This window comes from Achromobacter colocynthidis (assembly GCF_057334535.1).
This window is the reverse complement of the sequence record NZ_JBHFIZ010000039.1, coordinates 443555-465509: the sequence shown is the minus strand read 5'-3', so window position 1 is coordinate 465509 and position 21955 is coordinate 443555. Positions and strand designations below refer to the sequence as shown.

Below are 21955 nucleotides of genomic sequence, written 5' to 3'. Positions count from 1 at the left end.
CCCCCCCCCCCCCCCCCCCCCCCCCCCCGGCGCGACCAGCGCCGGTCAGTTCAAGCGTTCTTTCAGTTGGTCCAGCGGAATGGCGCCGCTGACGCGCGAGCCGTCGGCAAAAAACAGCGTGGGCGTGCCGCGCACCATCAGCTTGTGGCCCAGCGCCAGCAGCTTGTCTTCAGGCACGTCGCAGTTGGCGGTGGCCGGCTTCTTGTTGCGCACCATCCAGTCGTCCCAGGTCTTGCCCTGGTCCTTGGCGCACCAGACGTCGCGCACCTTGTCCTTGGAATCGGGCGACAGGATCGGGTACATGAAGGTGTAGACGGTGACGTCGGTAAGCTCTTCCATCGTCTTGCGCAACTGCTTGCAGTAGCCGCAGTTGGGGTCTTCAAAAATGGCGACCTTCTTCGCGCCGGTGCCCTTGACCTGCTTGATGGCCAGTTCCAGCGGCAGTTGGTCGAACGTGACGGCGCTGAGCTTTTCCTGCGTGGCGCGCGTGACGTCCTGGCGCGTCATGGCGTCTATCAACGGACCTTCCATGACCCAGGTGACCTTTTCGTCGGTGTAGATCAGGTCCATGCCCAACTGCACTTCAAAAATGCCGTAGGGCGTCAGACGCACGGCGGTCACGTCCATGCCGGAAAAGCGTTGCTGGAAGCGTTCCTTGACGGCGTCGAGCTGGGGCGTCGACACGCTTTTCTCGCCCTTGCCGGGCTGTCCGACCGACTGGGTGGATACGGTCTTGCCGCCTTCGGCGGGCGCTTGCGCCAGGGCCGAAGCGGACAAGCCCAGCCCGCCGGCCAGGAAACAAGCCGCCAGCGTGGCGGAGATGCGGAAAGTCATGGGTGCTCCTGTACTTATCGTGTTCTTTGGGGAAAAGCGTAACTCATCCGGCTGGGAGCCGGGCCGGACGACATGCCGGGGCGACGCGGAAAGGCGGAGTGTCCTTCAGACGCCGGTCGCCCCTCAAGGTTCCAAAAGAAAACCTCAAGAGACCACCGGAGGCGCGCGTCAATTGGCCGACGCCCCGGCGATCAGGCGGCGCTTGATCAGGGGCGCTTTTTCCACCCAGTGCATGCCGGCATTGCGCAGCCACACCAGGGGCGTGGCGCGCGAGGCGAACAGCTTGTGCAGGCCGTCGGTGGCCAGGCGCATGGCCAGCACCGGTTCGGCGCGCGCACGCTGGTAACGGTGCAGCACGCGGATGTCTCCGGCCGAGCGGTACGGCTCGCGCCCCGCCACGGTGCGGGCCAGCGCCTCGACGTCGCCCAGGCCCAGGTTCAGCCCCTGACCCGCCAGCGGATGCAGGCGGTGCGCGGCGTCGCCGGCCAGCGCGATGCCGGGCGCCACCATCTGCGCGCGTTCCAGCGTGAGCGGAAAGCCGTGCAGCTTGCTGCGGACCTTCAAGCGGCCCAGCCGGCCCTCGGCGGCATCGGCCAGCAAGGTTTCCAGGCGCGACGCCTGCTGGTCGGGCGGCAAGGCCAGCAGGCCCTGCGCCAATTCGCTGCGCATGGACCACACCATCGACACTTGGGGGCCGCTGGCGGTGTTGGGCAGCGGCAGCAAGGCCAGCACGCCGTCATCGCGGAACCACTGGAACGCCGTGCCGTGGTGGGCGCGTTCCGCGTCCAGGTGCACCACCAGCCCGGTGTCGTTGTACGAGACCGCATCGTGCTTCAGGCCCGCCGCCGTGCGCAGCGGCGAGGCCGCGCCGTCGGCGCCCACGAACAGTTCGGCCTGGATGCGCGCACCGCTTTCGGTATCGACCGCGCCATCCTGATAGCCGGTGCAGCGGTCTTCCAGCCAGGGGATGCCGAACATCCGCACGGCTTGGATCAGCACACGCTCGATCTCGCCGGACTCGACGATCCAGGCCAATTGCGGCAAAGCCGCCTGCCAGGCATTCAGGTTGACCTGCCCGTCGGCGTCGCCGTGAATTTCCATGGCCTCGACCGGCGTCAACCGCGCGGCAGGCATGGCGTCCCAGACGCCCAGGTCGGCCAGAAAACGTTGGCTAGCGGGCGAAATGGCGTAGACGCGCGGGTGATAGTGATCAGCGTCCGCCGCGGGCACGGATGCGCGCGGCGCCAGCACGGCAACGCGCTGGCCGCGCCGGGCCAGCGCCAGGGCGGTGGACAGGCCGACAATGCCAGCCCCGCAAATAACGATTTGATGGCTCATCTTGCCGAGGGCTCCCCCGCTTGCTTGGGCCACAACACCCACATCTGGCCCCGTTGTTTCATGCGGCCCGCCTGCTGGCCGGCTTCTTCGCCGTAACCCCAGTAGAAGTCGGCGCGCGCGGCGCCCCGGATGGCCGTGCCCGTGTCCTGGGCGAACACCAGGCGCTGCAGCGGCCGGTCGGAGGCCGGAAGGGTCGTGCTCAGGTACACCGGGGTGCCCAGCGGCACGAAGGTGGCGTCGACCGCGATGGAGCGCCGGGGCGACAGCGGAATCGCGTAGGCGCCCTTCGGCCCTTGTTCGGGGTCAATGACCGGCTCTTCGCGGAAGAACACGACGGCCGGATTGGCGTTCAGCATCTCGGGCACGCGCTTGGGGTTGCGCTGCGCCCAGGCGCGGATGTTCTGCATGGACGCCTGGTCGGCGGTCAGCTCGCCACGGTCGATCAGCCAGCGGCCGATGGACGCATAGGGCTGGCCGTTATGGTCGGCGTAGGCGACACGGATCGTCTTGCCGGCATCAGGCCCATCGGTCAGTTGGACGCGGCCGGAGCCTTGCACCTGCAGGAAGAAGTTGTCCACCGGGTCGTCTACCCAGACCAGCACCGGGGGCTTGCGCCCCGAGGACTCGATGGCCGCCCGGGTGTCATAGGGCACGACGCGCTTGCCGTCCAGCTTGCCGCGCACGCGCTTGCCGGCCAGGTCCGGATACACCGAACCCAGGTCGATCGTCAGCAGGTCGGCCGGCACCGCGTAGAGCGGCCACTGATACTTGCCGCCCTGGCGACGCGAGCCGCGCACCAGGGGTTCGTAATAGCCGGTGACCGTGTTGGCGGCGGGCTTGCCGTCGGCGGCGTTCAGGCGCCACGGCTGCAAATAGGTTTGCAGGAAGCGACGCACGCCTTCGCCGTCACCGGCGGCCGGGGCGCGGGCCGGATCAACAGCGGCGGCGCAGACAGGCTGCCAGACGCGCGGCGTGGCGCGCGCGGGCGCGGCCAGGTTGCCGCTGGTCTGCCGCATCAAGCCCTTGCAATTACGCAGGAACAAGGGCCAGAACTGGGTCAGGTCGTCGGACGTCCAGCCCGGCATTTCGGACCAGTTGGCGGGCTTGAACTTGCCGGCCAGCGCCCGGGCCGGCGTATCGCGCAGCGCCGACAGCGACGGCACCACCAGCGGGCCGTCGGCCGAGGGGGCCGCCACGCCGGGCGTACCGGCGTCGCCTGAATCAGGAGGAATGTCCGACGGGGTGGAACATGCGGCCAACAGGATGGGCAGCAGGGACAGGCTAAGAATGCGCTTCATGAGCAAAGGGAAAAAGCGGGCGACGGGCAACGGGCACAACCATTCAATGCAGGGTGCGAGGCATGGCCAGGACGAATTCCGAGATCGGCACTTCGAACGGGATGCCGTTCTCGCCTACGCAATGGTAGGTGCCACGCATCGTGCCCACCGGCGTGGGCAGCGGACAGCCGCTGGTGTATTCGAAGGTTTCGCCGGGCGCCAGCAGGGGCTGCTGGCCCACGATGCCCAGCCCGCGCACTTCCTGCACGCGCTGGTTGCCGTCGGTGATGACCCAGTGGCGGCTGATCACCTGGGCGGGATGTTCGCCGGTATTGGTGATGCGCACGGTATAGGCAAAGACGAATTGCTGCTCGCTGGGATCAGACTGTTCAGGCACGAAGCGCGGAGAGACAGAGACGCTCAGGTCGTAAGGTTTCACAGTCCTTCCTGTGTGGCTGGACGCCCCGGGCCGCAGACCGGCGCCGGGCGCTTGGGAGACATTTGGGAGACGTATTCGAAACGCATTGGAAACGCACAGGAGTCGCGGATTTTGGTCCCGCTACACCGGGCCTTTCTCGAACCCGCGCCCCAAACTGCAATAATGGCACATTATGCCCTCCCCGATCCCGAACATCATGTCATCCTCCATGGCCTCCACTCGCATCACCCCCAGCATCCTGTCGGCTGACTTCGCCCGTCTGGGCGAGGAAGTCCGCAACGTTGTCGCCGCCGGCGCCGACTGGATCCACGTGGACGTGATGGACAACCACTATGTCCCCAATCTGACCATCGGCCCGATGGTGTGCGCGGCGATCCGCCCCCACGTGCAAGTGCCGATTGACGTGCATCTGATGGTTGAGCCGGTGGACGACCTGGTGCCGATGTTCGCCAAGGCCGGCGCCGACTACATCAGCTTCCACCCGGACGCCAGCCGCCACGTGGACCGCACGCTGTCGCTGATCCGCGAAAACGGCTGTAAGGCCGGTCTGGTCTTCAACCCCGCCACCCCGCTTTCCTACCTGGATTACGTCATGGACAAGATCGACCTGATCCTGATCATGTCGGTGAACCCGGGCTTTGGCGGCCAGAGCTTCATTCCCGGCGCGCTGACCAAGCTGCGCGAAGCGCGCGCCCGGATCGACGCCTGGACCCAGGCGGGCGGCCAGGAAATCGTGCTGCAAGTGGACGGCGGCGTCAAAATCGACAACATCGCCGAAATCCGCCGCGCGGGCGCCGACACCTTCGTGGCCGGCTCCGCCATTTTCGGCAAGCCGGACTACGCCGGCATCATCAAGTCCATGCGCGAACAGATCGCCATCGGCGAAACCACCGCCGTCTAAGCCCCAGGAAGAATCGACATGACCGCTTTTCGCGCCGCGCTGCTGGACCTGGACGGCACCCTGCTGGACTCCATCCCCGACCTGGCCTTCGCCGCCAACGCCATGCGCGTTGAACTCGGCATGACCGCGCTGCGTGTAGACGTGGTGGCCACGTTCGTGGGCAAGGGCGTCGACAACCTGGTCCGCCGCAGCCTGGCGGGCAGCCTGCACGCCGCCGACCCCTCGCCCGCCGAATTCGAACGCGCCCGTGAATCCTTCTATCGCCACTACCACCTGGTCAATGGCGAACGCGCCCAGGTCTACCCCGGCGTCATCGACGGCTTGAAGCACATGCGCGACCAGGGCCTGAAGCTGGCCGTCGTCACCAACAAGCCCACCGAATTCACGCTGCCGCTGTTGCAGCGCACCGGCTTGGCGGGCTTTTTCGACGCGGTGGTCTGCGGCGACACCTGCGCGCGCCGCAAGCCCGACCCCGACCAGGTCGTGCACGCTTGCGAACTGCTGGGCGTGGCGGTGGGCGAAGCCGTCACCATCGGCGACTCGATCAACGACGCCCAGGCGGGCCGCACGGCCGGCACGCAGGTGCTGGTGGTGCCTTATGGCTACAACGAAGGCCGTGACGTGCGGGAGCTGGATGTCGATGGTATAGTTGACACGCTTGTTGACGCCGCCCAGTGGGTTGCGCTCTGGAACCAAAACCAGAACGCCGCGAAAATCGCCTCCTGATCGGTGCCTGAAAGCTGAATTTCAGAACACCAGCAACACCCCAAACACGTAAAGACACACCCGGATCAATGAACGCTTACCCCCAGAACCAAATGCTCGGCGCCTCGTGGCGCTGGTGGCGTTTGTCTTCCGGGTGGCGATGATCCCTCCCGGCCCTGGACGCGTATGCCGCCTAGTGCCGTAACTGTGTAAACACAGAGCCAAGCCCGGAACCAGACACCTGGACCGGGCTTTTTTGTTGTGCGCCCGGTCTGAAAGCAAATCAAAAATCGCTCACGAGACCCGACATGACCGAAATCGAATTCAAGGCCCTCGCCGCACAAGGCTACAACCGCATCCCGCTGGTGGCCGAAACCTACGCCGACCTGGATACCCCGCTGGGCATCTACCTGAAGCTGGCGCACGCGGGCCCCTTGGCCGGCCGCATGACCTGCCTGATGGAATCCGTGGTGGGCGGCGAGCGCTTCGGCCGCTATTCCTTTATTGGCCTGCCGGCCCGCACCGTGATCCGCGCCAGCGGCACGCTGACGGAAGTGCTGCACGACGGCAAGGTTGTGGAAACGCACGAAGGCGACCCGCTGGCCTTCATCGAGCAATACCAAAGCCGCTTCAAGGTGGCGCTGCGCCCGGGCATGCCGCGCTTCTGCGGCGGCCTGGCCGGCTACTTCGGCTACGACACCGTGCGCCACATCGAGCCCTGCCTGGGTCCTGCCGTCAAACCCTTCCCGGCCGGCATGGAAGGCGGTACGCCCGACCTGATGCTGATGCATGTGGATGAACTGGTCATCGTCGACAACCTGGCCGGCCGCATCTACCTGATGGTGTACGCCGACCCCAGCCAGCCCGAATCCTACAGCCGCGCCCAGCAGCGCCTGCACGACCTGCGCGCCCGCCTGCGACGCCCTGTTGAAATTCCGTACAGCCACGCCAGCATGCAGACGGAAGAGCGCCGCGACTTCAAGAAAGAAGACTATCTGGCCGCCGTGCACCGCGCCAAGGAACACATTGCCGCCGGCGACCTGATGCAGGTGCAGATCGGCCAGGTCATTGCCAAGCCCTTCCGTGATTCCCCGCTGTCCCTCTACCGCGCCCTGCGTTCGCTGAACCCCTCGCCCTACATGTACTTCTGGAACTTTGGCGACTTCCAGGTGGTAGGCGCGTCGCCCGAGATCCTGGTGCGCCAGGAAAGCGTGGTGGACAACGGCGTGCCGAAATCGCAGATCACCATCCGCCCGCTGGCCGGCACCCGCAAGCGCGGCGCCACGCCCCAGGAAGACGCGGCGCTCGCCGCCGAACTGAAGGCCGACCCCAAGGAAGTGGCCGAACACGTGATGCTGATCGACCTGGCGCGCAACGACGTGGGCCGCGTGGCCGAAGTGGGCTCGGTCAAGGTCAGCGACACCATGGTCATCGAACGCTATTCGCACGTGATGCACCTGGTGTCCAACGTCACCGGCAACCTGAACCCCGGCATGAGCAGCATGGACGTGCTGCGTGCGTCCTTCCCCGCCGGCACCCTGACGGGCGCGCCCAAGGTGGAAGCCATGAAGATCATCGACGAACTGGAACCCGTGCGCCGTGGCATCTACGGCGGGGCTGCCGGCTACCTGAGCTACGGCGGCGAAATGGACGTGGCCATCGCCATCCGCACCGGCGTCATCAAGGACGGCACGCTGTACGTTCAAGCCGCCGCCGGCATCGTGGCCGACTCCAACCCCGAAGCCGAATACGCCGAAACCGAAGCCAAGGCCCGCGCGGTGCTGCGCGCCGCCGAGCAGGTCCAGCACGGCCTGGACGAACCCATCTGATCCCGGCCCCGGCCCTGCCGCCCCCCCCGCCCGGCCCGCCCGGAGAAAAAAATGCTGTTGATGATTGATAACTACGATTCGTTTACCTACAACCTGGTCCAGTACTTCGGCGAACTCGGCGAAGACGTGCGCGTGGCGCGCAATGACCAGATCACGCTGCAAGAGATCACCGCGCTGAACCCGGACCGCATCTGCGTATCGCCCGGCCCGTGCTCGCCTTCTGAAGCCGGCATTTCGGTGGCCGCCATCCAGGCGTTTGCCGGCAAGAAGCCGATTCTGGGCGTGTGCCTGGGCCACCAGGCCATTGGCGCGGCCTACGGCGGCGACATCGTGCGCGCCCAGCAGATCATGCACGGCAAGACAGTGCAAATTTCCCATACCGGCACCGACATCTTCACGGACCTGCCCACGCCGTACACCGTGATCCGTTACAACTCGCTGACCATCGACCCCGCCACCCTGCCCGACTGCCTGGCGGTAACGGCGACGGCGCCGGACGGCGACATCATGGGCGTGCGCCACAAGACCCTGCCGCTGTACGGAGTACAGTTTCACCCCGAGTCCGTGCTCAGCGAACACGGCCATGCCCTGCTGCGCAATTTCCTGAACCTCGCCTAAGACAAGAAGGACGCACCGTGACTATTTCCCCCACCGAAGCCCTGACGCGCTGCATTGAACACCGCGAAATTTTCCACGACGAAATGCTGCATCTGATGCGCATGCTGATGCGCGGCGAGATGTCGCCGCAAATCGCCAGCGCGCTCTTGATGGGCCTGCGCGTCAAGAAGGAAACCATTGGCGAGATCACCGCCGCCGCCCAGGTCATGCGCGAGTTCGCCACGCCGGTCGTCACGCCCAACCCGCAAGACCTGCTGGACATGTGCGGCACGGGCGGCGACGGCAGCCACACCTTCAACATCTCGACCACCGCCATGTTCGTGGCGGCGGCGGCTGGCGTGCCGATCGCCAAGCACGGCAACCGCAGCGCCTCGTCGTCCAGCGGCAGCGCCGACGTGCTGGAAGCGCTGGGCGCCAACCTGGTGCTGACGCCCGACGAAGTGGCCGAGTGCATCCAGGCCACGGGCATCGGCTTCATGTTCGCGCCCGCGCATCACGGCGCCATGAAGAACGTGGCCGCCGTGCGCAAGGAATTGGCCGTGCGCACCATCTTCAATATTCTTGGCCCGCTGACCAATCCGGCCGGCGCCGCCAACCAGTTGATGGGCGTGTTCCACCCTGACCTGGTCGGCATCCAGGTGCGCGTGCTGGAACGGCTGGGCTCGCGCCATGTGCTGGTGGTGCATGGCAAGGACGGCATGGACGAAGCGTCGCTGGGCGGGGCCACGCTGGTGGGCGAGCTGAAAGATGGTCAAATACGGGAATATGAAATCCACCCCGAAGACTACGGGCTATCCATGATGTCCAACCGGTCCATCAAGGTGTCCAATCGCGAGCAGTCACGCGAACTTGTCATCGAGGCGCTGGAAAATGTCGAGGGCACGGCCCGCGACATCGTCGCCCTGAATGCAGGACTTGCCATCTACGCCGGCAATAAAGCCGATTCCATTCCCGAAGCCTTAGCGCTAGCATTTGAACTGATCGCCACCGGCGCGGCGCGAGCCAAGCTGGAAGAATTCTGCGCATATACCCGGAAATTCCAGAAATGAACGATATTCTCGCGAAGATCCTCGCCGTCAAGGTCGAGGAAGTCGCCGCCGCTCGCCAGATGCGCAGCGAAGCCGAAGTCCTGCGCGAAGCGCAGGCTCGCCAGGACGTGCGCGGCTTCGCGCAAGCCATCGAAGACAAGATCTCGCAAGGCAAGGCCGGCGTCATCGCTGAAATCAAGAAAGCATCGCCCTCCAAGGGCGTGCTGCGCGAGACCTTCGCCCCCGCGGAAATTGCGTCGTCCTATGCCGTGCATGGCGCGGCCTGCCTGTCGGTGCTGACCGACGTGCAGTTCTTCCAGGGTTCGCACGACCACCTGCGCCAGGCACGCGCGGCCTGCTCGCTGCCCGTGCTGCGCAAGGACTTCGTGATCGACTCCTACCAGATCATCGCCGCGCGCGCGATGGGCGCCGACTGCGTGCTGCTGATCGTGGCCGCCCTGACGCCGTCGCAACTGCGCGACTACGAAACGCTGGCGATGGAACTGGGCATGGATGTTCTGGTGGAAGTGCACGACGCCCGCGAACTGGACGTGGCGCTGACGATGAAGACGCCGCTCCTGGGCATCAACAACCGCAACCTGCGCACCTTCGAAACCAGCCTGAAGAACACACTGGACCTGCTGCCCAACATTCCGGCGGGCAAGCGCGTCGTCACGGAAAGCGGCATCCTGAAGCCGGAAGACGTCAAGCTCATGCGCGACCACCAGGTCAATGCCTTCCTGGTTGGCGAAGCCTTCATGCGCGCCAAGGACCCGGGCACGGAACTCGCCCGCCTGATGCACTGAAGCATCAACGGGTGGTGGGCCGGGGCCGCGAGGTCAGCGGCCGCGAGGTCAAGGGCCGAGAGGTCAGCGGCTTGGCGATCGCGGCAAACCCAGCCCGCCCGCGCGCCTGTACACGGTGCTGCGGTGCACACCCAAGGCTCGCGCCGCGCGGCTGACATTGCCGCCGTGCGCGGCCAGCGCGTCGCGGATCGCCGTGTCCGTGATCGATTGCAGATCTTCCATGCCGCTGTCAGCAGCGGCCGCCGCCACGTCGGTGGCGTGACGCGCGTCCATGGCGGGCTGCACATCGGTTGCCAACAAACCAGTGGGCAGCACATCACGCGGCAGCCCCTTGGCCTGCAATAACTCGGCCGGCAACATGTCGGCATCCACCACGCCCGACGGCCCCGCCAACACATGCATGTTGCGCAGCACCGCCGCCAACTGGCGGTAGTTGCCCGGCCAGGAATACGCTGCCAACAGCGCTTCGATGTGCGGCGGCAGCATCGGCCCGGGTCCCTGCGCCGCCCATAGCCCCCGCAGCAATTCCAGACGGTCGGCGCGGGCGCGCAGCGGTTCCAGCGTGACCGTGTATTCGGCGATGCGGAAGTACAGGTCCGGGCGCACCGGCGCATCCGCCCCCTCATGGGCCAGCGGGCGATGGGTGGCGCACACCAGCGCAAAATCCACCGGCACCGGCCGCGCCGCGCCCAGCGGCGACACTTCACGCGTTTGCAGCACGCGCAGCAAACGTGATTGCAGCAGCAGCGGCATATCGCCGATTTCATCCAGGAACAGCACCCCGCCGTGCGCCTGGCGCAGCAAGCCCTTGCTGCCCTGGCGGCGCGCGCCGGTAAAGGCGCCATCCTCGTAGCCAAACAGTTCGGATTCGATCAGGCTTTCGGGCAGCGCCGCGCAATTGACCGCCACGAACGGCCCCGCCGCGCGCTTGCCGCGCGCATGCAATTCGCGGGCAAACACTTCCTTGCCCACGCCGGTTTCGCCTTGCAGCAAAATCGACACGCCCGCGTCCGACAGATGCACGGCACGCGCCAACGCGCCCAGTGTGGCGGCGTCAAAGCTGGGCGCCACGGGGCGCTTGGTGTCGGTGGGCGACTCGCTGAGCGGCAAGGCGGGCGCCACCGGGCGCGGCGGGCGCGAGCGCGGCAAGCGCAAGCGGGCGTGGTAGCTTGTGCCCGCGCGCGCCTGCACGCGGCCGGCCGCGTCGGGGCAGCGTTCCAGCTCGCCGTCGAACACATCGGCGTAGCGGTACACGCCCAGGGCGGTCGCGGCCAGGCCCAAGGCCTGCAAGGCGCGGCGATTCGCGCCAATCAACACATCCCCCTGAAACGCCAGCAAGCCTTCACCCGGCGCGCCCAGGCCGGACGAATCGGCATGCAGACGCAACACGGCGTAATGCTCGTAGGCTTCTTCAAACAGCCGATGCTCGATCACATCCACGGCCGCGCGCACCAGGGCCAGCACATCCGGGCGAACGTCGCGCGCCTGGCTGGACAGGTCCAGCACCCCCAGCATGCGCCCTTCACTGTCAGTGATGGGTACGGCCGCGCAGGTCAGGATGCGATTGGGTTCAAAGTAGTGTTCCGCGCCATGCACGGCGATGGGCCGGCCTTCGACCAGCGCGGTGCCGATGGCATTGGTGCCGGCGGCGGCCTCGTCCCAGGGCGCGCCGGGCATCAGCGCCACGCGGGACGCGCGGCTGGCGAATCCGGTGTCGCCATCGCTGTCCAGCACCAACCCTTGCGCGTCGGACAAGATCACCAGGTTGCCATTGCCGCCGGCCTGGCGGCGCAGGTAGGACATGGCGGGTTCGGACAGGCGGCGCAGCGCTTCGTTGCGCTGCTGGGCTTCGCGCAGTTCGCCCTGCGTCATGAGTTCGGCGCGGCGCACGCCACGCATGTCAAAGCCCAGGTCGGCGCAACGCCGCCAGGATCGCAGAATGGGTTCAGCAACGATGCCGCCGGGCACCGCCCCCTGCTGGTTGAACAGCAGGCGCGCTTGCGTCAGCGCGTGCTGACGGGATTGACTGGCCATGCATGTCTCCTTGGACGGGTGTTCTGCGACACCTGTTCCGCGACAACGTCGCAAAAAACGTCATCTTGAAAGGGCAAAAATCTTGCACGCCCGTCGGGGCGCGCCGAAATCAACTTTCGCACGCTGGGGCCCGGACTGTCCAGCGGGGAAGCCCCAAGGTTGGCATGCTCCTTGCTTGATAGGAAGCAGGCAGCCCACTGCCGCAATCCCAACAATATCGGAGACAAGCATGGACATCGCGACCCGCATCACCCCGGACACGTACGGCACGCGCCTGGACCTCAAGACGCAGTACGACAACTTCATCGACGGCAAATGGCAGAAACCGGCCGATGGCGAATACTTCGACAACGTGACCCCGGTGACCGGCCAGGTGTTGACGCGCAACGCGCGCTCGAAGGACCGCGACATCGAACTGGCGCTAGACGCCGCGCACCGCGCCGCGCCGAAATGGGGTTCGACCCCGGCCGCCGAACGCGCGCGCATGCTGATGCAGATTGCCGACGTCATGGAAGCCAACCTGGAACGCCTGGCCACCGCCGAAACCTGGGACAACGGCAAGCCGATACGCGAAGCCCGCGCCGCCGACATCCCGCTGGCCATCGACCACTTTCGCTACTTCGCCTCGTGCATCCGCAGCCAGGAAGGCGGGTTGTCGGAAATCGATAGCGACACGGTGGCCTACCACTTCAACGAACCGCTGGGCGTGGTGGGACAGATCATTCCGTGGAACTTCCCCATCTTGATGGCGGCGTGGAAGCTCGCGCCCGCGCTGGCGGCCGGCAACTGCGTGGTGCTCAAACCCGCCGAGCAAACGCCGCTGGGCATCCTGCTGCTGATGGAACTGATTGGCGACATCCTGCCCCCGGGCGTGCTGAACGTGGTGACGGGCTTTGGCCTTGAAGCCGGCAAGCCGCTGGCCTCCAGCAAGCGCATCGCCAAGATCGCCTTCACCGGGGAAACCACCACCGGCCGGCTGATCATGCAGTACGCCTCGCAGAACATCATTCCCGTCACGCTGGAACTGGGCGGCAAGTCGCCCAACATTTTCTTTGCCGACGTGGCGGCGCAAGACGACGACTTCCTGGACAAGGCCGTGGAAGGCTTCGTGATGTTTGCGCTGAACCAGGGCGAAGTGTGCACCTGCCCCAGCCGCGCGCTGATCCAGGAATCGCTCTACGACAAGTTCATGGAACGCGCCTTGAAGCGCGTGGCCGAGATCAAGCAAGGCAACCCCCTGGACGGCGACACCATGCTGGGCGCGCAGGCGTCCACCGAGCAGTTGGAGAAGATTCTGTCGTACCTGGATATCGGCAAGCAGGAAGGCGCCGACGTGCTGGCGGGCGGCTCGCGGGCGCAGATGCAGGGCGCGCTGGAAGGGGGCTACTACGTGCAGCCCACGGTCTTCAAGGGCCACAACAAGATGCGCGTCTTCCAGGAAGAGATCTTCGGCCCGGTCGTCGCGGTGACAACCTTCAAGGATGCCGACGACGCGCTGGCGCTGGCCAACGACACACTCTATGGGCTGGGCGCGGGCGTGTGGTCGCGCGACGCCAACACCTGCTACCGGATGGGGCGCGCCATCAAGGCCGGCCGCGTGTGGACCAACTGCTATCACGCCTACCCGGCGCATGCGGCGTTTGGTGGATACAAGCAGTCGGGCATCGGGCGGGAAAATCACAAGATGATGCTCAACCACTACCAGCAGACGAAGAACCTGCTGGTGAGCTATTCGCCGAAGAAGCTGGGTTTCTTCTAAGCATCACGCCGCGACACGCGCACCGGGCCATCGGGTCCGGTGCGCGTATTAGCCGTAGGTGATGCCGCAAGGAATCCACAAGACAAGCGACAAGGAAAACACCATGGATGAACCCACCCCGCGCGTGGTTGCCACCGATGCGGCGCGCGAGTTGATCGACACGCTGCGAGCCAAACACGGCCCGCTGATGTTCCACCAATCGGGCGGGTGCTGCGATGGCAGTTCCCCCATGTGCTATGCGCAAGGCGAATTCATGGTGGGCGGGTCGGACGTGTTGCTGGGCCAGCTTGAGGGCTGCCCGTTCTACATGGGCGAAGACCAGTTCGCGTACTGGGAGCACACCCAGCTCATCATCGATGCCGTGCCCGGGCGCGGCGGCGCGTTCTCGCTGGACAGCGCGGAAGGCAAGCGCTTTCTGCTGCGCTCGCGGCTGTATTCGGACGACGAATGGGCGCGCGTGGCGCCCGTGACGAAGGGATAGCGCGCTAGGCTGTGGATCAGGCCTGACCGCGACGCGCCCAGTCCAGCGCGTCTTCCAGCCGATCATTACCCCAGAACATTTCATCGCCCACAAAAAACGTGGGTGCGCCGAACAGGCCCAGATCGCGCGCCCGGTCCACCTGGCGGCGCAACGCTTCCTTGGCGGCTTCGGACTTGGCGCGTGCGATCAGCGCATCGGCGTCCAGCGACAGGCCGTTCAGCAAACCGTGCACCACGTCTTCGGACTGAATGTCCTCGTCATGCTGGAAGTTGGCGCGAAACACCGTCACGCAGAAATCCCGGCACCAGGGCTCGTCCTGGCCCAGCAGCGCGATGCGGGCCGGCAGCACGCTCATGCGCGGAAACAGGCGCGGGCGCTTGTAGACCACGCCGTACTTGTCAGCCAGCCGCGCGATGTCGCGCATCATGTACGCGCCCTTGCCCGGAAACAGCCGGAACGGCGAATCATTCCAGCCCTGCGCCTGGAAAATCGGCCCCAGCAGGAAGGGGCGCAGGTCCACCCGCACGCCCGCGTCTTGCGCCAGGGAGTCTATGCGTTCGATCGCCAGATAACTGTACGGGCTGGCAAAGTCGAACCACATCTGCATGCGAGGGCCATCGGGCAAAGGCGCGGTCATTCTGGGGGCTCCGACAAGGAAAGTAGCGCGACCTGCGCATTCGGCAGGCCGCTGAGCACGACATCGCGATCGCTGTCGACGGTAAGGGAGTCGCCGGCTTGCAGCACGCTGTCATCCAAGCGGCGGTACTCGGAAATCCACACCGTGCCGGCACGGCACACGATGCGGACGCCCGAGGCGCGCTTGAGCAGCATAGTCGAGCCGCCATCCAAACGGAATGACATTCCCGTGGTGCAGCGTAACTGGATCATGGCAACCCCCTGGCCGCGTCGGCGGCGATCACGTGGGACGTCAGGGATATCCCCTCCGCCTGTCGCATGGTTCCCATTGGACGCTGGCGGCGTACTATTGCTCAAGCGACTTTTCCGTCCAACACGCATGAGTTTCACGAATGCCATATCCGCTAGCCAAGCTTCCTCCGCTGGACCTGGTCCGAGGCTTTGTCGCCGTGGGCCGGCGCATGAGCATCACCTTGGCCGCGCAGGATCTGCACGTGACGCAATCCGCCGTCAGCCGCCAGATTCGCGCGCTGGAAGAACACCTGGGCGTGCCCCTGCTGGTGCGCGGATTCCGCAGCGTGTCGTTCACGTCCGAAGGTGCGCAACTGTTTCGCATGGCCGACGTGTGGCTCAGCCAATTGGGTGACCTGACCGAACAATTGCGCGCGCCCGAGCGGCGCACGCCGGTCACCGTCACCACCACCATCGGCGTGGCCTCGTTGTGGCTGCTGCCGCGCCTGGGGGATTTTCAGGCGGCGCATCCGCATATCGACGTGCGCGTGGCGGCCGACAACCGCCTGATCGACATCGACCGTGAAAGCGTGGACATCGCCATTCGCTACAGCGAACGCGACAAGGTGCCGGACGCCGCCGCGTGGCTGTTCGGCGAAACGGTGGTGCCGGTGGCCCACCCCTTGCTCAATGTGCGCGAGCTGGATGCGCGCGCGCTGCAACGCCATGTCTTGCTGGAATTCGATGACCCGACCCGGCCGTGGCTGCAATGGTCGGAATGGCTGAGCGCGCGTGGCCTGGGCCGCACGCGCGCGCGCGGCATGCTGCGCTTTAACCAATACGACCAGATTGTGCTGGCGGCGCTGGCCGGCCATGGCATTGCGCTAGGCAGGCTGGCATTGATTGCGCCCATGCTGGCCGACGGCCGGCTACAGGCGGTAGGCGACCAGCCCGCCCGCGCCACCGAACTTGCCTATTGGCTGGTGCGCAATACCCGCCGCAGCACGCCGGATGCGGATGTGGTGGCCCAATGGTTGATCGAGCAGGCCGCGAGTACCGCGCAAGATCTGCGGGCTTGAGGTAACGCGGGGCAACGCGGGCCTGCGCGATGCGGCCCGCGCTCGGTCGGCCGACCTGATCAGCCGACCTGCACGCGCGCGTCGCCTTCGACCATTTCACCGATCACCGTGGCGTCGCCGAACCCCTGGCTGTGAAACAGCGCCAGCACCGCATCGGCCGCTTCCGGCGCGCACGACACCAGCAGCCCGCCGGAGGTTTGCGGATCGGTCAGCAAGGCGCGTTGCGTGTCGCTCACGTTGGCGCCCAGCCGCACGGATTCGCCATAAGACGCCCAGTTGCGGCCGGATGCGCCGGTAATCACGCCGTCCGCCGCAAAGGCTTCCACTCCAGGCAGCCACGGCAGCGCGTCCAGGCGCAGCCGCGCCGTCAGATTCGCGCCGCGCGCCATCTCCAGCGCGTGGCCCGCCAGGCCAAAGCCGGTGACATCGGTGACCGCATGCACGCCGTCCATTGCCGCCAAGGCGGCGCCGGGCCGGTTCAGCCGAGTGGTCGTATCGATCATGACGCGGTAGCCGGCGTCGTCCAGGCGGTTCTTTTTCAGCGCGGCCGACAAGATGCCCACGCCCAGCGCCTTGCCCAAGATCAGCACATCGCCCGCGCGCGCGTCGGCGTTACGCTTGACGCGGCTGGGGTGCACCAGCCCCATCACCGCCAGGCCGTAGATGGGCTCGACCGAATCAATGCTGTGCCCGCCCGCCACCGGAATGCCCGCTTCCGCGCAGACCGATTCGCCGCCGCGCAAGATCTCGGCAATGACGCTGTGCGGCAGCACGTTGATGGGCATGCCCACGATGGCCAGCGCCATGATCGGCGTGCCGCCCATGGCATACACGTCCGATAGCGCATTGGTGGCCGCGATGCGGCCGAAGTCATGCGGGTCGTCCACGATGGGCATGAAGAAATCAGTGGTGGCGATAAGCGCCTGCTCGTCATTGAGCCGGTAGACCGCCGCGTCGTCGGCGGTCTCGGTGCCGACCATCAGGTTGGGATAGCTTGCGGCGGGGCCGAAACGCTTGAGCAATTCGGACAGCACGCCCGGCGCGATCTTGCAGCCACAGCCGCCGCCGTGCGACAGCGAAGTCAAACGCGGCACTGCCGCGGACGCTACTTCCTGGGTCATTTCAGTCTCCGGGGATCAATCAAAAAAGGATAGCACCGCGCCCGCCGTTGGCCCTATGATGTTTCGGCGGCAGGCATTGCCGCAGTATGCTCGACTTCAGCAGCAACGGACGGCCGCCCGGCCCCGGGCGCACCGACAGCCAATCTTCACCGTGCGTGAGGGCTCTATGGATCGCCGACACTTTCTCCGTTTATCTGGCGCATTGTGCGCCGCCACCACCACCGCCTTGCCACAGGTGCTGCGCGCGCAGCAAGCGCCCGTCACCGTGGGTTGGCGTGGCTTTGAACTCACTACCGACATCAGCGTTGCGGATTCCGCCGCACACACGCGCATCTGGATTCCGGTGCCCTACGCCACCGACACGGACTACCAGCGCGGGGTGACGACCACCTGGAACGTCAGCGGCGGCGGCACCGCGCAGTTGACGCAAGCCCCCGGCTACGACGTGCAGATGCTGGCCGTGCAATGGCCGGATGCCCAGGCGCCGCGCGGCGTGACGGTGACCAGCCGCTTCCAGACCCGCAACCGCCGCGTCGACCTGACGCAACCGCCCCCCGCCAACGCCGTGCTTGAAGACCCGGCGGTACTGCGCGAATTCGTGAAGCCTACGGCGCTGCTGCCCACCGACGGCATCGTCAAGGCCACCGCCGACCAGATCACACGCGGCCACCAGGGCGACGTGGCGCGCGCCCGCGCCATCTACGAATGGGTCGTTGAAAATACCTGCCGCACCGCATCAACGCCCGGCTGCGGCGTGGGCGACGTGCATTACATGCTTAGCGCCAACGACTTGAACGGCAAGTGCGCCGACATCAACGCCCTGTTCGTGGCGTTGGCGCGCGCCTCGGGCATTCCCGCGCGCGATGCCTACGGCGTGCGCGTGGCCAATTCCGAGCTGGGCTACAAGAGCTTGGGCAAGGCAGGCGACGTCACCAAAGCGCAGCACTGCCGCGCCGAGTTCTATGCCGCCGGCTATGGCTGGGTGCCGGTCGACCCGGCTGATGTGCGCAAGGTGATGCTGGAAGAACCGCCCGGAGAACTACCCTTGACCAATGCCAAGGTGCGCGCGGCGCGTGTCATGCTGTTTGGCGCCTGGGAAATGAACTGGGTGGCGTACAACCACGGCCACGACGTCGTGCTGCCGGGCTCGGCCCACGACCCCGTGCCGTTCCTGATGTATCCCAACGGCGAAACCAGCGCGGGACGCCTCGACAGCCTGGACGCGGACGGCTTCCGGTATCGGATCAGCGCGAAACCCGTGTCCGTCTGAGACGGCAAGACACGCCGCCTGGGTCAGAAAGAAAGGAGATGGCGGAAGGCAGCAGGAGTCGAACCTACCTGGGAACGTCTGACGCCCCCAACTGGGTTTGAAGCCCAGCCGTGCCGCCGGGCACGGATGCCTTCCGTGGCGGACTGCCTATGATACCGGCTGCGGCGAGTTTTACGTCGCCTCTTGCCTGGAGTCTTGCATCGGGTTTTGCATCGGCCCTTGCATCCCCGCATACGCGCTTTCACCGCGCAGGAGGTGCGTGTCCCGCACGCGCCGGGTATAGCCGACGCGGTCGAAGAATTCCAGGATCTGGATGGCGCGCTTGCGCCCCAGCCCCGTGCGGTCGCGGAACACCGCCGCGTTCAGGCCCGGGGGCTGGGCGGCCAACTCGGCGGCCAGGCGCGCCAGTACGCGCACCTGGTCACGGTGATAGAACAGGTCCTTCACCACCTGCGCGACCTCTCCGCGCCGCAGCAGCTTGCGCATCAGTTGCCGCACACGCTCTTCAGGTTCGCCTTGCATGCGCGCCAGGTCCCGCACCCAGGGCGGATCGAATGCGCCGGCATCCAGCAGCGGCAACAAGCGCTGCGCCAGCGCGCTTTCCTCGTCGGCCAGCGTGGCCGTGTGCGAAGGCAGATGCAGCCAGGGGCCGTTGCGCGCCACCCGACCATCGCGTTGCAGGTGGTCCAGCACCGCCGTCCACAAGGCATCCGAACCCACCGGCATGGCCATGCGGCGCAGGCGCGCGCTATCCGGGCCGGGTTCGTCCGGCGCACTCTGATGAAAGCTCGCCAGCGCCTGCTCCACGCGGCCGCGCAGCGCATCCCAATGAGCTGACCCGATCAGCGTGCGCGGGCCTTGCGCGTGGCGCGACTCGATCCACAAGGCGCCATGCGGCGCTTCGATGTCTTGCACAGGCTTGCCGGTCAGGCGTTGCAAGGCCCCTTCGTCCAAACCCAATGGCGCATGCGCCAACACCGGGGGCAGCCCGCCGCCGTCCAGCATGTCGCACAGCGCCTGCAAGCCCTGCATGCGCGCCGCCGCGCGGCGCTTGCGGTCCGGTGCGTTGGGGTCCAGCACGCGGCCGCCACCCACCGTGCGGGTGGCCTGCGCGTTGCGCACAATGAAGCGGTCGCCGGGCATGGCGCACACCGGCTCGTCGAACACCAGTTGCACCCAGCCCGATTGCCCCGGCGCCAGCGTCTCCGCGCTCAGCGGCACCACGTGCGCCACCTGGCGCGCGGCGCCGATGTGCACGTGCAAGGGCGCCCAGGCACGCAAGGGCGCGTCGGCCGACGGCAGCAGGGTCAGCGCAACATCGACATGACGCGACGGCAGGAAGCAACGCGCATCCGCGATCCAATCACCGCGTGAAATAGCCTGCTTGTCGATACCCGCCAGGTTCAAGGCGCAGCGCTGGCCGGCCGTGCCGGTGTCGCTGGGCTGGTTTTGCGCGTGGATGCTGCGGACCCGCACGCGCGTGCCGGCCGGCATCACGCGCAGGTCGGCGCTGTCGTCGCCCGCGCGCGCCTGACCCGAATGCGCCGTGCCCGTCACCACCGTGCCGTGGCCCGCCAGCGTGAAGACGCGGTCGACCGCCAGCCGGAACAGGCCATCGCTGCCCCGCCGCTGCAAATGTTCTGCCTGCGCGTGCAGGTAATGCTTGAGATCCGCCGTGCCGGCATCCTCGGCTTGCGCCGCGCAGACGGCGTATACGGGTGCGCCATCCAGGAACGTGCCGGCCGTGAGCTCGGCGATATCGGCGCGCACGGCCGCCAGCCGCGCGGCGTCGGCGCGGTCGGCCTTCGTCAGCGCCACCGCGCCCTGGGCCACGCCCAACAGCGTCAGGATGGCCAGGTGCTCGCGCGTTTGCGGCATGACGCCGTCGTCCGCCGCCACCACCAGCAGGCCGAAGTCGATGCCGCTGGCGCCGGCCGCCATCGTGTGCACCAGCTTTTCATGGCCGGGCACATCGATAAAGCCCAGCACGTCGCCGTTGGCAAGTGGCGTGTAGGCATAGCCGAGTTCGATGGAGATGCCGCGCGCCTTCTCTTCCTTGAGCCGGTCGGTGTCGACCCCGGTCAGGGCGCGCACCAGCGTGGTCTTGCCGTGGTCGATATGGCCCGCGGTGCCGATGATCATGCCAGCGGCTCCGCCAGTTGCTCGACAAAGGCGGCTTCGTCGCGCGCTTCCAGGCAGCGCAGGTCCAGCCACAAGGCGTCGTCGGCAATCCGGCCGATGACGGGCGTGGGCAAGCCGCGCAGTTGCGCTTCCAGCTTGTCCAGATGCCGGCCCGGCCGGCCGCTGCCGGTATAACGCGCCGCCAGGCCGAAGCTGGGCAATTGGTCCACGGGCAAGGCGCCGCTGCCGATCTGGCTGAACATGGGCACCGCCTCGACCGCGTAGTTCGCGCCCACCGCATGCGCCAGCACGGCGCGCAGCCGTTCGGCCTGCGGCTGAATGTCGCGCTGCGGCCGGGTCAGCAAGCGCAAAGTGGTCAGGCGCTGCGCCAGGAATTCCGGCGCGCGGTACAGGTTCAGCACGGGTTCCAGCGCCGCCAGCGTCAGCTTGCCCACACGCAATGCGCGCTTGAGCGGGTTCTTCTTGATCTTGCGGATCAGGTCGGCGCGGCCCACCAGCAGGCCCGCTTGCGGCCCGCCCAGCAGCTTGTCGCCGCTGAAGGTGACCAGGTCCGCGCCCGCCGCGATGGTGTCGCGCACCGTGTCTTCGCGCGGCAGGCCGAACTGCGTCAGGTCCACCAGCGTGCCGCTGCCCAGGTCGACCGTGGCGGGCAGGCCCTTGGCATGCGCCAGCGCCGCCACTTCGGCCAGGTCGACGCTTTTGGTGAAGCCGGTGACGGCGTAGTTGCTGCAATGCACTTTCATCAGCATCGCGGTGCGCGGGCCGATGGCGCCGTCGTAGTCGGCGGCGTGGGTGCGGTTGGTGGTGCCCACTTCAACCAGCTTGGCGCCCGCGCGCTTCATGATGTCGGGAATGCGGAACGCGCCGCCGATCTCGACGAGTTCACCGCGCGACACCACGACCTCGCGCCGGTCAGCCAGTGCGTTCAGCATCAGCAGCACGGCGGCGGCATTGTTGTTGACGACGGTGGCGGCTTCGGCGCCGGTCAGTTCGCATAGCAGCTCGTCGATGAGATCGTCGCGGTCGCCGCGCCCGCCCGTGTCCAGGTCGAATTCCAGATTGGCCGGCGTGGTCAGCGCGCGCATCACCGAGGCCACCGCTTCGTCGGGCAGCAGGGCGCGGCCCAGGTTGGTGTGCAGCACGGTGCCGGTCAGGTTGTAGACAGCGCGCAGGCGCGGCTGGGCGGCCTTGTTTAACGCCGCCGTCACGCGGGCCGCTACGGCCCCGGCTTCCAGTTCCGGGCGCATCAGGTCGCCCGCCAGCGCGCGTTGGCGCAAGGCGTCCAGGTCGCGCCGCAACGCCGCCACCACTTGCGTGCGGCCGTGCGTATCGAGGGCGCCGCGCAGGGCATCGGCGTTCAGCAGACGATCCAGCGGAGGAATATCCGAGGCGGCGGCCACGTCACCGCCAGACGGTTGCTGGGCCAT

At 66.8% G+C, this 21955-nt stretch carries 20 protein-coding genes and 1 tRNA gene; 10 read left to right on the top strand and 11 right to left on the bottom strand.

Annotation, left to right across the window (positions count from 1 at the left end):
- Positions 1-45: 45 nt before the first annotated feature.
- The 4 genes from ACE04A_RS28515 to apaG all read right to left on the bottom strand — a co-directional run bounded on the left by ACE04A_RS28515 (position 46) and on the right by apaG (position 3888).
- A complete protein-coding gene (locus ACE04A_RS28515) occupies positions 46-834 on the bottom strand; it encodes a DsbC family protein (RefSeq protein WP_100853379.1) in 789 nt (262 codons plus the stop codon).
- A gap of 168 nt (positions 835-1002) precedes the next feature.
- Positions 1003-2172, bottom strand: coding sequence for a UbiH/UbiF family hydroxylase (locus ACE04A_RS28510; protein ID WP_279993729.1), 1170 nt, complete (start codon positions 2170-2172; stop codon positions 1003-1005).
- Positions 2169-3470, bottom strand: a complete 1302-nt coding sequence (gene mltA / locus ACE04A_RS28505; protein WP_448716954.1) for a murein transglycosylase A — start codon at positions 3468-3470, stop codon at positions 2169-2171. The genes ACE04A_RS28510 and mltA overlap by 4 nt, the downstream gene beginning before the upstream one ends.
- A 43-nt stretch (positions 3471-3513) precedes the next feature.
- Positions 3514-3888 carry a Co2+/Mg2+ efflux facilitator ApaG/CorD gene (gene apaG / locus ACE04A_RS28500; RefSeq protein ID WP_050446790.1) on the bottom strand — a complete coding sequence of 125 codons (375 nt, stop codon included), beginning with the start codon at positions 3886-3888 and terminating at the stop codon, positions 3514-3516.
- Positions 3889-4060: 172 nt separating this feature from the next.
- On the opposite strand from apaG, the gene rpe reads away from it, so the two are divergent.
- The 6 genes from rpe (at position 4061) to trpC (ending at position 9775) form a co-directional block, all read left to right on the top strand.
- Positions 4061-4789: a ribulose-phosphate 3-epimerase gene (gene rpe / locus ACE04A_RS28495; protein ID WP_050446791.1), complete on the top strand. Its 729-nt coding sequence runs from the start codon at positions 4061-4063 to the stop codon at positions 4787-4789.
- Between the two features lie 18 nt (positions 4790-4807).
- Positions 4808-5515, top strand: coding sequence for a phosphoglycolate phosphatase (locus tag ACE04A_RS28490; RefSeq protein WP_259252814.1), 708 nt, complete (start codon positions 4808-4810; stop codon positions 5513-5515).
- Between the two features lie 287 nt (positions 5516-5802).
- Complete coding sequence (gene trpE / locus ACE04A_RS28485) at positions 5803-7323, top strand: anthranilate synthase component I (protein WP_050446793.1); 1521 nt, start codon at positions 5803-5805, stop codon at positions 7321-7323.
- A gap of 51 nt (positions 7324-7374) precedes the next feature.
- A complete protein-coding gene (locus tag ACE04A_RS28480) occupies positions 7375-7941 on the top strand; it encodes an aminodeoxychorismate/anthranilate synthase component II (protein WP_448716953.1) in 567 nt (188 codons plus the stop codon).
- A 17-nt stretch (positions 7942-7958) separates the two neighbouring features.
- Complete coding sequence (gene trpD / locus ACE04A_RS28475; RefSeq protein ID WP_050446795.1) at positions 7959-8990, top strand: anthranilate phosphoribosyltransferase; 1032 nt, start codon at positions 7959-7961, stop codon at positions 8988-8990.
- Entirely contained in the window at positions 8987-9775 is a 789-nt protein-coding gene (gene trpC / locus ACE04A_RS28470) for an indole-3-glycerol phosphate synthase TrpC (protein ID WP_100853384.1), read from the top strand. Before trpD ends, trpC begins: the two co-directional genes overlap by 4 nt.
- Before the next feature lie 63 nt (positions 9776-9838).
- On the opposite strand, the gene ACE04A_RS28465 is transcribed toward trpC, so the two are convergent.
- Positions 9839-11809, bottom strand: coding sequence for a sigma-54-dependent Fis family transcriptional regulator (locus tag ACE04A_RS28465; protein ID WP_485820757.1), 1971 nt, complete (start codon positions 11807-11809; stop codon positions 9839-9841).
- Positions 11810-12038: 229 nt separating this feature from the next.
- Here ACE04A_RS28465 and adh point away from each other — a divergent pair, with 229 nt between their 5' ends.
- Entirely contained in the window at positions 12039-13568 is a 1530-nt protein-coding gene (gene adh, locus ACE04A_RS28460) for an aldehyde dehydrogenase (protein WP_259252810.1), read from the top strand.
- A 103-nt stretch (positions 13569-13671) separates the two neighbouring features.
- Positions 13672-14049 carry a DUF779 domain-containing protein gene (locus ACE04A_RS28455; RefSeq protein WP_039882642.1) on the top strand — a complete coding sequence of 126 codons (378 nt, stop codon included), beginning with the start codon at positions 13672-13674 and terminating at the stop codon, positions 14047-14049.
- A 16-nt stretch (positions 14050-14065) separates the two neighbouring features.
- Here the strand turns inward: ACE04A_RS28455 and ACE04A_RS28450 are convergent, their stop codons facing one another.
- Both ACE04A_RS28450 and ACE04A_RS28445 read right to left on the bottom strand, forming a co-directional pair.
- Positions 14066-14686: a 2-hydroxychromene-2-carboxylate isomerase gene (locus tag ACE04A_RS28450; RefSeq protein WP_259252809.1), complete on the bottom strand. Its 621-nt coding sequence runs from the start codon at positions 14684-14686 to the stop codon at positions 14066-14068.
- The gene (locus tag ACE04A_RS28445; RefSeq protein ID WP_279993723.1) at positions 14683-14937 is read right to left on the bottom strand and encodes a DUF2917 domain-containing protein; all 255 of its coding nucleotides are present in this window, start codon (positions 14935-14937) and stop codon (positions 14683-14685) included. The genes ACE04A_RS28450 and ACE04A_RS28445 overlap by 4 nt, the downstream gene beginning before the upstream one ends.
- 140 nt (positions 14938-15077) lie before the next feature.
- On the opposite strand from ACE04A_RS28445, the gene ACE04A_RS28440 reads away from it, so the two are divergent.
- Positions 15078-15995, top strand: coding sequence for a LysR substrate-binding domain-containing protein (locus tag ACE04A_RS28440; RefSeq protein WP_100853389.1), 918 nt, complete (start codon positions 15078-15080; stop codon positions 15993-15995).
- Positions 15996-16054: 59 nt separating this feature from the next.
- Here ACE04A_RS28440 and selD read toward each other — a convergent pair whose 3' ends face one another.
- A complete protein-coding gene (gene selD / locus ACE04A_RS28435; protein ID WP_448716950.1) occupies positions 16055-17116 on the bottom strand; it encodes a selenide, water dikinase SelD in 1062 nt (353 codons plus the stop codon).
- A gap of 166 nt (positions 17117-17282) precedes the next feature.
- Here selD and ACE04A_RS28430 point away from each other — a divergent pair, with 166 nt between their 5' ends.
- Positions 17283-18386: a transglutaminase-like domain-containing protein gene (locus ACE04A_RS28430; protein ID WP_448716949.1), complete on the top strand. Its 1104-nt coding sequence runs from the start codon at positions 17283-17285 to the stop codon at positions 18384-18386.
- A 39-nt stretch (positions 18387-18425) separates the two neighbouring features.
- Here the strand turns inward: ACE04A_RS28430 and ACE04A_RS28425 are convergent.
- The 3 genes from ACE04A_RS28425 to selA all read right to left on the bottom strand — a co-directional run bounded on the left by ACE04A_RS28425 (position 18426) and on the right by selA (position 21955).
- Positions 18426-18521, bottom strand: a tRNA-Sec gene (locus ACE04A_RS28425).
- Positions 18522-18557: 36 nt separating this feature from the next.
- Positions 18558-20528, bottom strand: coding sequence for a selenocysteine-specific translation elongation factor (gene selB, locus ACE04A_RS28420; RefSeq protein ID WP_485820756.1), 1971 nt, complete (start codon positions 20526-20528; stop codon positions 18558-18560).
- Positions 20525-21955, bottom strand: coding sequence for an L-seryl-tRNA(Sec) selenium transferase (gene selA / locus ACE04A_RS28415; protein WP_448716946.1), 1431 nt, complete (start codon positions 21953-21955; stop codon positions 20525-20527). Before selA ends, selB begins: the two co-directional genes overlap by 4 nt.

Bases quoted from the DNA above. Each gene is read 5' to 3' on its own strand.
- ACE04A_RS28515 (WP_100853379.1), bottom strand. From the start codon at position 834: ATGACTTTCCGCATCTCCGCCACGCTGGCGGCTTGTTTCCTGGCCGGC.
- ACE04A_RS28510 (WP_279993729.1), bottom strand. From the start codon at position 2,172: ATGAGCCATCAAATCGTTATTTGCGGGGCTGGCATTGTCGGCCTGTCC.
- mltA (WP_448716954.1), bottom strand. From the start codon at position 3,470: ATGAAGCGCATTCTTAGCCTGTCCCTGCTGCCCATCCTGTTGGCCGCA.
- rpe (WP_050446791.1), top strand. From the start codon at position 4,061: ATGCCCTCCCCGATCCCGAACATCATGTCATCCTCCATGGCCTCCACT.
- ACE04A_RS28490 (WP_259252814.1), top strand. From the start codon at position 4,808: ATGACCGCTTTTCGCGCCGCGCTGCTGGACCTGGACGGCACCCTGCTG.
- trpE (WP_050446793.1), top strand. From the start codon at position 5,803: ATGACCGAAATCGAATTCAAGGCCCTCGCCGCACAAGGCTACAACCGC.
- ACE04A_RS28480 (WP_448716953.1), top strand. From the start codon at position 7,375: ATGCTGTTGATGATTGATAACTACGATTCGTTTACCTACAACCTGGTC.
- trpC (WP_100853384.1), top strand. From the start codon at position 8,987: ATGAACGATATTCTCGCGAAGATCCTCGCCGTCAAGGTCGAGGAAGTC.
- ACE04A_RS28465 (WP_485820757.1), bottom strand. From the start codon at position 11,809: ATGGCCAGTCAATCCCGTCAGCACGCGCTGACGCAAGCGCGCCTGCTG.
- adh (WP_259252810.1), top strand. From the start codon at position 12,039: ATGGACATCGCGACCCGCATCACCCCGGACACGTACGGCACGCGCCTG.
- ACE04A_RS28455 (WP_039882642.1), top strand. From the start codon at position 13,672: ATGGATGAACCCACCCCGCGCGTGGTTGCCACCGATGCGGCGCGCGAG.
- ACE04A_RS28450 (WP_259252809.1), bottom strand. From the start codon at position 14,686: ATGACCGCGCCTTTGCCCGATGGCCCTCGCATGCAGATGTGGTTCGAC.
- ACE04A_RS28445 (WP_279993723.1), bottom strand. From the start codon at position 14,937: ATGATCCAGTTACGCTGCACCACGGGAATGTCATTCCGTTTGGATGGC.
- ACE04A_RS28440 (WP_100853389.1), top strand. From the start codon at position 15,078: ATGCCATATCCGCTAGCCAAGCTTCCTCCGCTGGACCTGGTCCGAGGC.
- selD (WP_448716950.1), bottom strand. From the start codon at position 17,116: ATGACCCAGGAAGTAGCGTCCGCGGCAGTGCCGCGTTTGACTTCGCTG.
- ACE04A_RS28430 (WP_448716949.1), top strand. From the start codon at position 17,283: ATGGATCGCCGACACTTTCTCCGTTTATCTGGCGCATTGTGCGCCGCC.
- selB (WP_485820756.1), bottom strand. From the start codon at position 20,528: ATGATCATCGGCACCGCGGGCCATATCGACCACGGCAAGACCACGCTG.
- selA (WP_448716946.1), bottom strand. From the start codon at position 21,955: ATGGCCCAGCAACCGTCTGGCGGTGACGTGGCCGCCGCCTCGGATATT.